The following is a 5,264-nucleotide window of genomic DNA, read 5'->3' as shown; positions in this document are numbered from 1 at the left end:
GTAGAAAGAGACGGGCCCTTTTCGGGAAACCGGAGGGGGAATAAGTCCACGTCAAGATAGAAGCAGGAAAGACGGACACCTGGACAGGGATGTACAACTTTTACGTGAAGTAAGAAAATATAAAAGGAATAAATATTACAACGAAGAGTTTGATCCTGGCTCAGGATGAACGCTAGCGACAGGCCTAACACATGCAAGTCGAGGGGCATCAGGTATCAGCTTGCTGATACGCTGGCGACCGGCGCACGGGTGAGTAACGCGTATGCAATCTGCCTGTAACAGGGGGATAACCCGGAGAAATCCGGCCTAATACCCCATAAGGATGTCTGTCCGCATGGGCGGTCATCTAAAGGTTTTCCGGTTACAGATGGGCATGCGTTCCATTAGCTGGTTGGCGGGGTAACGGCCCACCAAGGCGACGATGGATAGGGGTTCTGAGAGGAAGGTCCCCCACACTGGTACTGAGACACGGACCAGACTCCTACGGGAGGCAGCAGTGAGGAATATTGGTCAATGGGCGTAAGCCTGAACCAGCCAAGTCGCGTGAAGGAAGACAGCCCTACGGGTCGTAAACTTCTTTTGTATGGGAGTAAAAGAGTCCACGCGTGGGCTATTGCAAGTACCATACGAATAAGCATCGGCTAACTCCGTGCCAGCAGCCGCGGTAATACGGAGGATGCGAGCGTTATCCGGATTTATTGGGTTTAAAGGGTGCGTAGGCGGCCCTATAAGTCAGCGGTGAAATGTTCCGGCTCAACCGGGAAACTGCCGTTGAAACTGTAGAGCTAGAGTCCACAAGAGGTATGCGGAATGCGTGGTGTAGCGGTGAAATGCATAGATATCACGCAGAACCCCGATTGCGAAGGCAGCATACTGGGGTGAAACAGACGCTGAAGCACGAAAGCGTGGGTATCGAACAGGATTAGATACCCTGGTAGTCCACGCCGTAAACGATGAATACTAACTGTTTGCGATATACAGTAAGCGGTACAGCGAAAGCGTTAAGTATTCCACCTGGGGAGTACGCCGGCAACGGTGAAACTCAAAGGAATTGACGGGGGCCCGCACAAGCGGAGGAACATGTGGTTTAATTCGATGATACGCGAGGAACCTTACCCGGGCTCAAACGCAGGGGGAATACGTATGAAAGTACGTAGCTAGCAATAGCCGCCTGCGAGGTGCTGCATGGTTGTCGTCAGCTCGTGCCGTGAGGTGTCGGCTTAAGTGCCATAACGAGCGCAACCCTTATCGATAGTTACTACCAGGTCAAGCTGAGGACTCAATCGAGACTGCCAGCGTAAGCTGCGAGGAAGGTGGGGATGACGTCAAATCAGCACGGCCCTTACGTCCGGGGCGACACACGTGTTACAATGGCAGGGACAGCGAGTAGCCAGGCAGCAATGCCGCGCCAATCTCGAAACCCTGTCCCAGTTCGGATCGGAGTCTGCAACCCGACTCCGTGAAGCTGGATTCGCTAGTAATCGCGCATCAGCCATGGCGCGGTGAATACGTTCCCGGGCCTTGTACACACCGCCCGTCAAGCCATGGGAGCCGGGAGTACCTGAAGTATGCAACCGCGAGGAGCGTCCTAGGGTAATACTGGTGACTGGGGCTAAGTCGTAACAAGGTAGCCGTACCGGAAGGTGCGGCTGGAACACCTCCTTTCTGGAGTAAAAGAGAATATGTCCGCCGAGATGAAGGCACAGGCGTCCGATGCCGGCCATGGAGGCGTTGACGACCCCGTTTACTTTCTACGGTCTATTGTAACAAGATACAAGAGAAGAAGCAGCCCGGCAGAGGGATGAATTGACAGTCCTATAGCTCAGTAGGTTAGAGCGCTACACTGATAATGTAGAGGTCGGCAGTTCAAATCTGCCTGGGACTACCAAACTGGCAGAAGTTTGGGGGATTAGCTCAGCTGGCTAGAGCACCTGCTTTGCACGCAGGGGGTCAACGGTTCGAATCCGTTATTCTCCACGAAAAAAGATCTTTGACATACTGAAAAAAGAAGAGAACAAACAAAAAAAACCTAGCAACAAAAAAGCGAACCAGGTATACATCACACCGGATGTCCGTTATACAACAACGGACATGTCCGGGGAAAGAAAGTAAGCAAGGGCGCATGGAGGATGCCTAGGCTCTCGAAGGCGAAGAAGGACGTGATAAGCTGCGAAAAGCTACGGTAAGGAGCAAATATCCGCTGACCCGTAGATCTCCGAATGGGGCAACCCGTCGTCGGAAGGCGACACACTGCAAAGCAGTGGGCAAACGTGGGGAACTGAAACATCTCATTACCCACAGGAAAAGAAAATAACAATGATTCCGCCAGTAGTGGCGAGCGAACGCGGAATAGCCCAAACCGTTCCTGTTTCGGCAGGATCGGGGTAGAAGGACCGCCGATAAAGGCAAGAGCGGAGGAAGTCGAACCAATTGGAAAGTTGGATCAAAGAAGGTGACAATCCCGTAGACGAATCCGAAGCGAAGCCGAGGCGGCACCTGAGTAGTGCGGGACACGAGAAATCCTGTATGAATCCGCGGGGACCATCCCGTAAGGCTAAATACTCCCGAGAGACCGATAGCGAACCAGTACTGTGAAGGAAAGGTGAAAAGAACCTCGAACAGAGGAGTGAAACAGACCCTGAAACCATGCGCCTACAAGCGGTCGGAGCTTCTATAAGGAGTGACGGCGTGCCTTTTGCATAATGAACCTACGAGTTACTCTTGCCGGCGAGGCTAAGGGCTTCAGGCCCGGAGCCGAAGCGAAAGCGAGTCTGAACAGGGCGCGATAGTCGGCAGGAGTAGACGCGAAACCAAGTGATCTACCCATGAGCAGGTTGAAGGTTGGGTAACACCAACTGGAGGACCGCACCGGTAAACGTTGAAAAGTTTTCGGATGACTTGTGGGTAGGGGTGAAAGGCTAATCAAACTTGGAGATAGCTCGTACTCCCCGAAATGCATTTAGGTGCAGCCTTCGGGGCTGAGTTGAAGAGGTAGAGCGACTGATAAGATGCGAGGGCTTCACCGCCTATCAAGTCTTGATAAACTCCGAATGCTTCAACTTTTACCCGAGGAGTGAGGGCATGGGTGCTAAGGTCCATGTCCGAGAGGGAAATAACCCAGACCATCAGCTAAGGTCCCGAAATAATAGCTAAGTTGAATTAACGAAGTAGAATTGCAAAGACAGCTAGGATGTTGGCTTGGAAGCAGCCATTCATTTAAAGAGTGCGTAACAGCTCACTAGTCGAGGAATTCTGCGTGGATAATAATCGGGCATAAGCTATTTACCGAAGCTATGGAATATGCAAATATTGGTAGGGGAGCATTCCACGGGTCGCAGAAGGCCTGTCTCGAGACAGGCTGGAGACAGTGGAAAAGCAAATGTAGGTATAAGTAACGATAAAGGAGGCGAGAAACCTCCTCGCCGCAAGACCAAGGGTTCCTGATCAACGCTAATCGGATCAGGGTAAGTCGGGCCCTAAGGCGCAGCCGAACGGCGCAGCCGATGGCAGAAACGGTTAATATTCCGTTACTGAATGTAAGAGTGATGCGGAGACGGAGCAGTGACACATCCGCCTGCAGACGGAATAGCAGGTTAAAGAGTGTAGATAATATTTCGGTAGGCAAATCCGCCGGGATAGTCGAACTTGACAGTACCGGGCGTCCTCGGACAACCGGATAGCGATGGTAATCAGACTCCCAAGAAAATCCGCTAAACATATGTTACATTCACCCGTACCCCAAACGGACACACGTGGTTGGGTAGAATATACCAAGGCGCTCGAGAGATTCACGGTTAAGGAACTAGGCAAATTGACCCTGTAACTTCGGGAAAAAGGGTCCCAACGTCAAAGTTGGGCGCAGAGAATAGGTCCAGGCAACTGTTTAACAAAAACACAGGGCTGTGCGAAATTGAAAGATGAAGTATACAGCCTGACACCTGCCCGGTGCTGGAAGGTTAAGAGGAGACGTCATCGCAAGAGAAGCGTAGAATTGAAGCCCCAGTAAACGGCGGCCGTAACTATAACGGTCCTAAGGTAGCGAAATTCCTTGTCGGGTAAGTTCCGACCTGCACGAATGGTGCAATGATCTGGACACTGTCTCAACCGTGAGCTCGGTGAAATTGTAGTATCGGTGAAGATGCCGATTACCCGCAACGGGACGGAAAGACCCCGTGAACCTTTACTGCAACTTAGCATTGAATTTGGGTACTTGATGTGTAGGATAGTCCGGAGGCAGAGAATTGGGTACGCCAGTATCCGAGGAGCCGCTGTTGAAATACGGACCTTTGATTATTTGAATTCTAACTCTGGCATGCAGAGGACACTGCTTGGTGGGTAGTTTGACTGGGGTGGTCGCCTCCAAAAGCGTAACGGAGGCTTCTAAAGGTACCCTCAGGCCGATTGGTAACCGGCCGCAGAGTGTAATGGCACAAGGGTGCTTGACTGAGAGACCGACACGTCGATCAGGTAGGAAACTAGAGCATAGTGATCCGGTGGTTCCGTATGGAAGGGCCATCGCTCAAAGGATAAAAGGTACTCCGGGGATAACAGGCTGATCGCTCCCAAGAGCTCATATCGACGGAGCGGTTTGGCACCTCGATGTCGGCTCGTCACATCCTGGGGCTGGAGAAGGTCCCAAGGGTTGGGCTGTTCGCCCATTAAAGTGGCACGCGAGCTGGGTTCAGAACGTCGTGAGACAGTTCGGTCCCTATCTGTTGTGGGCGCAGGAAATTTGCGAGGCTCTGACACTAGTACGAGAGGACCGTGTTGGACCGGCCGCTGGTTTATCAGTTGTTCCGCCAGGAGCACCGCTGAGTAGCTAAGCCGGGATTGGATAAGTGCTGAAAGCATCTAAGTACGAAGCCAGCCTCAAGATTAGATTTCCCTGGAGGGTCGTTGCAGACGACGACGTAGATAGGTTGCAGGTGTAAAGGCAGTAATGCCAAAGCCGAGCAAAACTAATCACCCGAGACTTTCAGGAAGGACGGAATCCGGTGGTGCCGGATACGTGGATGAGCATGTTTGCAAGGGGATATTGGAGTTCTTTTCTTTTTTTGTATGGCAAGATACAAGAAAGGCATTCAGGTGGTTATAGCGTCAGGGTTCCACCTCTACCCATTCCGAACAGAGAAGTTAAACCTGACCGCGCCGATGGTACTGCGTAACAGTGGGAGAGTAGGTAGCTGCCGTATTATAAGGAATAGAGCGAGGAGAGAGGCCGCAGGGTCCGTATCTCCTCGCTCTATTTTTTTCCCCTGGCTCCC

General features: G+C 52.0%; 2 tRNA genes and 3 rRNA genes. All 5 read left to right on the top strand.

Annotated features, from left to right (window positions below):
- Positions 1-137 precede the first annotated feature (137 nt).
- A 16S ribosomal RNA gene (locus BN2628_RS00085) occupies positions 138-1,665 on the top strand.
- 146 nt (positions 1,666-1,811) lie between these two features.
- A tRNA-Ile gene (locus BN2628_RS00080) sits at positions 1,812-1,888 on the top strand.
- Positions 1,889-1,903: 15 nt separating this feature from the next.
- Positions 1,904-1,977, top strand: a tRNA-Ala gene (locus BN2628_RS00075).
- A 125-nt stretch (positions 1,978-2,102) separates the two neighbouring features.
- Positions 2,103-4,981: ribosomal RNA gene (locus BN2628_RS00070) — 23S ribosomal RNA — on the top strand.
- Positions 4,982-5,081: 100 nt separating this feature from the next.
- Positions 5,082-5,192 (top strand): 5S ribosomal RNA (gene rrf / locus BN2628_RS00065).
- The 16S, 23S and 5S rRNA genes sit together here with 2 tRNA genes alongside, the layout of an rRNA operon.
- Positions 5,193-5,264: the final 72 nt, after the last annotated feature.

The sequence above is a fragment of the Gabonia massiliensis genome, assembly GCF_001403595.1.
In the GTDB taxonomy this organism is placed as follows: domain Bacteria; phylum Bacteroidota; class Bacteroidia; order Bacteroidales; family Coprobacteraceae; genus Coprobacter; species Coprobacter secundus.
This window is presented reverse-complemented; position numbering and strand designations above follow the sequence as displayed.